This is a genomic window from Vibrio sp. 10N.261.52.A1 (genome assembly GCF_002876325.1).
Taxonomy (GTDB): Bacteria; Pseudomonadota; Gammaproteobacteria; order Enterobacterales; family Vibrionaceae; genus Vibrio; species Vibrio chagasii.
On record NZ_MCYD01001120.1, the window covers coordinates 1 to 4,630 of the forward strand.

The 4,630-nt window shown below is 43.5% G+C and carries 3 protein-coding genes and 1 pseudogene; 3 read left to right on the plus strand and 1 reads right to left on the minus strand.

Annotation, left to right across the window (positions count from 1 at the left end; translation table 11 throughout):
* The 3 genes from BCT81_RS23990 to BCT81_RS24000 form a co-directional block, all read left to right on the plus strand.
* Window positions 1-1,007 (plus strand): immunoglobulin-like domain-containing protein (locus tag BCT81_RS23990; RefSeq protein WP_133152709.1); only part of this gene is annotated, 1,007 nt, incomplete at its 5' end.
* Window positions 1,008-1,253: 246 nt separating this feature from the next.
* Window positions 1,254-2,174, plus strand: coding sequence for a LysR family transcriptional regulator (locus BCT81_RS23995; protein ID WP_102426096.1), 921 nt, complete (start codon window positions 1,254-1,256; stop codon window positions 2,172-2,174).
* A 180-nt stretch (window positions 2,175-2,354) separates the two neighbouring features.
* Window positions 2,355-4,382: a TonB-dependent receptor gene (locus BCT81_RS24000; protein WP_102426097.1), complete on the plus strand. Its 2,028-nt coding sequence runs from the start codon at window positions 2,355-2,357 to the stop codon at window positions 4,380-4,382.
* Between the two features lie 103 nt (window positions 4,383-4,485).
* Here BCT81_RS24000 and BCT81_RS24005 read toward each other — a convergent pair.
* Window positions 4,486-4,630: pseudogene (locus tag BCT81_RS24005) on the minus strand (SAM-dependent methyltransferase); the annotation flags it as partial.

Below are 4,630 nucleotides of genomic sequence, written 5' to 3' on the forward strand. Positions count from 1 at the left end.
GTTACGTTGAAACCAGTGTTATCGGTACTTATGTTCTAACCTACCGCGTGAAAGACAGTGATAACAATGAAGCAACCAAAGCAAGAACGGTCGAAGTTTACAGCCAAAAACCTGTATTCGATGGCGTGTCTGATACTACTGTCATGTTAGGTAGCGCATTTGATCCGATGGCTGGTGTGACTGCAAACGATGCTGAAGATGGTGACCTAACAAGTTCTATTACACACACTGGTAGTGTCGATGTGAATGAAATGGGCAACTACACGCTTGTATACAGTGTGACAGACAGTGCTCATCAAACCGTCACTGCTGAGCGAAAAGTGTCAGTGACTGATGGTTCTAACTGTGCTGCTGCATGGGATGCCGACACTGTTTATGTTGAAGGTGACCAAGTATCACACGACGGCGCGACTTGGGGAGCAGGCTGGTATACCCGTGGTGAAGAGCCAGGAACAACAGGTGAGTGGGGCGTTTGGAAGAAAGCGTCAGACAGTTCATGTGGTGGCAACCCTGGTCCAGGTGGTGACGTAGAACTGAGCGTGTCTGGTCTGCAGTCTGAATACATTCTAGATAATGGCGATGTACGTATTCAGTTCACATTGGAGTCGAATGAAGCGCTTGATGTAATCGCAAAGGTGATCAATAGCGCGGGTTCTGTGGTTGAACAGACCAACGTAAACCTAACTGATAGCCGCACGGTTACGATAGACCTGTATGATATTACAGAAGGTCAGTACAAGCTTGAAGTGGTTGGAACTGCGACAGATGGCGAAGTGGTGATGGTGGATAACTCGTTCTCAGTAAAAGAAGAGGGCGGAACAACACCTCCTCCGGGTAACTACCCTCCGTATGCAGCTGGTACTAACTATGAAGCAGGCGACATCGTGGTAGGTAGCGACAATGGTTTGTACGAATGTAAACCTTGGCCTTACACGGCGTGGTGTGCAAGTGCTTCGTACGCACCTGGCGATAGCCAATACTGGCAAGATGCGTGGATTAAACTTTAATCCTATAAAGCAAATGGGCTACGAAACGTAGTTTTAAAGTGAATGAAGGGAGAGGCTATATGCCTCTCTTTTTTATTGATGATACAGAACGACTATTCGTCTAAGCTCGATCGATATTACTTACGTAGCTAAAGACGTCAGTTAATTTTGCTTAAGATCAAAATAAGAGTGATTATCAATTGTATTACTTAGTGTGTAATAGCACTATTCGACTTCTGAATTTTCAAATTTGTGAATATTTAAATAATGAATCTTGCGCAAGTCGATCTCAACCTATTAGTAATCCTCAAACACCTTCTCGAAGAAAAGCATGTCTCAAACACAGCCTTAGCGTTGGACATGAGTCAACCTACGGTCAGTCGCTCGCTTCAAAAACTACGTACCGTTTTTAACGATGATCTGTTAGTAAGGGCGGCTTATGGTTACGAGCTCACACCAAAAGCGGAAGCTATTAAGCAAGATCTAAACTCAGTACTCACTCGTTTAGAGAAGTTAGTTCATGGTGACGTTTTCGAACCACAAACGAGTGATAGCACTGTACGTTTCTTCGGTTTGGTACCACAGGTTTCGCACTTATTACCTAAAGTAGTCGCAGAGATCCGCAAACAAGCACCAAATATGGTCGTTGATATCGATTCTATTCCTAAGCGTCATTTCGAGCCCTTGCTGTCCGGTGACGCACACTTTGTGTTATCGACTCATGAGCCGCTAAGTTCAGAGCAAAACCTGTATCGAATGTTCGTGATTAGCCGTGATTATCGTTTGTTAATGAGCAAGGACCATCCGTTGGCTGATAAAGAGATTACGGTCGATGACTTGTTGAATAGCCAGCTCGGGCAGATTTCACTCCAAGGCGATAAGAAGCTTTCGATTGAAAATCGATTCAAAGATCTCGGCTTGATTGATAAGCAGCGTCAGTTATCGATTCCGATTCAATTGTCTAATTTCAATATTGCAGCGGATATAGCAGAGACCACAGACATCATTTTCCATCTACCGACGCCTTTTGCGTCCCAAGCTGCCAAACAAAGGAACTTGGTCTGTAAAAGGGTACCCAAGGCAATAAGAAGTGCGTCGGAAGATGTGTATTTGTATTGGCATAAACGTTTTCATAATGACCCAATGTGTCGTTGGATACGCGAGTTGTTCAAAGAGTTGTACACCTAATGCATTGAGTTTGTGAATGTATGTGTGAGCTACTCGTTAAAATGAATATAGATCTAATCCGTATGTGAATGTTGAATAGCGATAATCAATTTTTGGTATGAAACTTTCGTTGATTAGAGTGGTAATTGGCTATTTAATGCAAACCATTATCATTACCAATCACATATAAGAATGAATATCATGTCTGAGAGATCCCTTTTTACTCGTAAGCCTTTATCGATCGCAGTCGCTGTTATTTGTACTTCACTTTCGCCAAACCTATTGGCGCAAGAAGAAGTGAAGGATACAGATGAGCAAATGGTAGTTACCGCTACTCGTACAGAGATGGCGTTGAAACAAGCACCAGCTTCTATGTCTGTAATTACTGCTCAAGATATCGAAGATAGCCCAGGCATCACTTTGGCAGACATCGTTGCTGAATCAACGAGTGTTGAGTCTGACTTTGATAGCACGCGTGCTGGCCGTCAGATGATCTCTATTCGTGGTATGGATTCTGATTACACGCTTATCATGGTAAACGGTCGACGTTTAAGTTCAGCAAGTGCCATTATCCGTGGCAACGATTTCGATCTTTCTACAATTCCTACTGAATCTATCGAACGTGTTGAAATCATCCGTGGCCCAATGTCGGCACTATACGGCTCTGACGGTATGGGCGGTACCATCAACATTATTACTAAAGCCCCTGTCAATGAGTGGAGTTCGACATTAAGTATGGATACCTCGTCACCAATGGATGGTAATGGTGGGCAGGAGCAGTCTGTAGGTCTAACGACCTCTGGTGCTTTGATTGAAGATGAGTTGTTTGCTCGTTTCTCTATTAACCAAACGAGCCGTGATGCATGGCAGCCATATTCTGGTATTCACTCTTCGGGTCATGATAGAGAAGATGTGACTGCACTAGAAGGCCGCGATACGTTAAGCCTATTAGGTACGTTAACTTGGCATGCAACTGATAATCAAACCATCGATTTAGACTTAGGTTACAGCGACGACCAACGTGATGGTTTGGCTGAATATGCTACAGGTGCAAATCCAATTGACAGTAAAGTTGTACGTAACAGCCAAGCGATAACACACAGCGGTTTTTGGAGCTGGGGTGATACACAAGTGCGTTACTCGCGTGAAAACGTAACTGATAGTGACGCAGCTGATTTAGGAAATAACTACAGCAGTGATGTTGAAGAATTGACGCAAATTGTAGAAGCTTCAGCAACAACCTATCTAGGTGATAGTCATACCGTTACGTTTGGTATGGATTACCAGTTAAGTGAGTTAACAAACAGAGAAAACCTAGTTAACGGGACATCCGAGGCTTACCAAGGTGCATTGTTTATTCAAGACCAATGGTTAATGACGGAGCAACTAACAGCAACAATCGGTGGTCGTCTAGATAAACACGAGCTATACGGTGAAGAATTTAGCCCGCGAGTGTACTTGGTTCACCAAACAACGAATGACTTAATCATCAAAGGTGGTGTTGGTAAAGCATTTAAGGCGCCATCTTTAACACAAAACCAAGCGGATTACACAGTGAACAGTTGTAAGGGTGTTTGTGATTTACATGGTAACGAAGACCTTAAGCCTGAAACCAGTTTGAACTACGAGATCGCTGCTATCTATAGTCAATCTCGTTGGAATGTCGAAGGTGCATTGTTCCGAAATGAAATCAATGACCTAATTGATCGTGATGATACCTATTGTGAGAACGGTGGAGTATTTGAAGCGGGTAAAGGGTGTGCAGATAGTTCAAGCTCAACAGGTTATGTAAACGGTAAACGTACTTACACTAATGTTTCAGAAGCAGTAGTCCAAGGTGCAGAGCTTACGGGTCAATTCCAAATCACCGACGAGTGGGGTATTTCTGGTAACTACACTTTCCTAGACACAGAAGATAAATCAACGGGTGAAGAGCTGTTAGAGCGTTACAAGCATTCTGGTTTGGTTAAGCTAAACTGGAGCCCTACTTACGATCTAAACACCTTTATTAGCGCGCGCTACCGTGGCGAACGTAATATCGAAACGGACCTAACACAAGACGCGTACACAACGTTGAACATCGGTACGGTTTACAACGTGAATGATTCGGTGCGACTACGAGCGGGTATCACAAACTTGACTGACGAAGCGGTATCTCAAGAGCTTGAAAATATGGGCTATGTCGAAGAACCACGTACTTACTACGTAGGCATGACCGCTGACTTCTAATCTATCTGATTTGATAAGTAAAGAACCCACATGACGTAACGTCTTGTGGGTTCTTTTGATCTAGGCTCTTTGTCGTGAGCGCTAACGTTGTAAGAGAAGTAAACTAGCTTTTCACACACGCAATGAGTGCATTACCTGAGTGCGAATCCCAAGGTAAAAGCTTGTCATAGTCATGTTCAAAGATATGAACCTCAAAGTAGGGTTTCAATATCTCAATCAACTCTCTAAATGAGAACGCCACCATAGGG